The 1282-nt window shown below is 39.9% G+C and carries 1 protein-coding gene; it reads right to left on the bottom strand.

Annotation, left to right across the window (positions count from 1 at the left end; all coding sequences use genetic code 11):
- Nucleotides 1–1282, bottom strand: a 1282-nt coding sequence (locus HHU12_RS33960) for an ATP-dependent DNA helicase (RefSeq protein ID WP_169661154.1), incomplete at both ends; no start/stop codon positions are given.

The following is a 1282-nucleotide window of genomic DNA, read 5'->3' as shown; positions in this document are numbered from 1 at the left end:
ACGGTCATTGGTGTAAGAATTTGGGTTTCTAAATTAGCCCCCACCTTTTCTTTAATGGTTTTGCCATAAAGTCGAACGACCATTTCCGAAGCCACAAATCCATAATGCAAACTCGACCAAGGATGAATTTCCTCCATAATGGTTTTCAGTGCAGACGCATGATCCTCTGATTGAATCAAAGTCTGTAGATCAGCATGCAAGTAATGATTAGGAATATGGAATACAAAAGATCTTCCGCCCGTTTTTCTGATTTCTTCTATCTCGTTTTCAGAGGTGTTGTGAATATAAATATCATCTTCTTGAATTACGGATTTGTAAGTGTCGTCTTCTCCATCAGCACCTTTTTCTTTAACAAAAGCAACCCCTTCGTTTTGGATCACATACTTCATGGATTGCGTCATTTTCTTGATGAATTGCGTTTGCTCTTTTGTCGCTTCATCCGAATCAATAAACAAGCAATCCATATTTTCTTCCCAGATTTTAGGGGAGTTGATAGGGGATTCTATCCTAGGAATTTGTCGTTTTATGATTTGATGGGCAAACTTGATAATCTGACTTTCCTGTGCCTGACGGAATATTTTTTTGAGGTGGAAACATGGCACCACTTCACTTTCTATCAAATCTTTCAGCACATTTCCGGCGCCCACGGAAGGCAACTGATTAGGGTCGCCGATAAAGAGCACTTGGGCAGATTTTGGAATGGCTTTAAGCAGTGAAGCTGAAATGGAAATATCAAGCATAGAGCATTCATCGATAATAATAAAATCCACTTCCAAAGGATCTTCTTCGTTCTTTTTGAATTGTCCCGTATTGGGTTGCCATACTAATAGGCGGTGAATGGTCTGTGCTTCTCTTCCAATTACTTCTCCCATACGCTGTGCCGCACGACCTGTAGGAGCCGCTAACAGCACACGCTTTTTCATGGCTAAAAGTAATTTTACCAAAGCCTTCGTTGTCGTCGTTTTACCACATCCAGGCCCGCCGGTTAAGATGGAGAAAGATTGTTGAACCGCTCCGTAAACGGCATCAAACTGTTCATCACTCAGAGGGAATTGCTGTTTGGAATTGAATAAATCCAGCCATCTTTTTACACGTTCAGCATCCACATTTACTTTCTCCTTTAAAAAGGACTTAACGATCTTGGCGGTATTCAATTCATCATAAAAAAGGGATTTAGAATAATAGCATTTGATTTCCAATTCATCCATTTGCTTCATTCTAGTACAGAGATCATTATCCTTTTCCATGGCTTCAATTTCAGAAATCACCAGCTCTTTGAAAT

Origin of the sequence: Flammeovirga aprica JL-4 (assembly GCF_012844305.1) — a bacterium.
Taxonomy (GTDB): Bacteria; Bacteroidota; Bacteroidia; order Cytophagales; family Flammeovirgaceae; genus Flammeovirga; species Flammeovirga aprica.
Note: the sequence above shows the minus strand (reverse complement) of the source record. Positions and strands in the feature narration are given on the sequence as shown.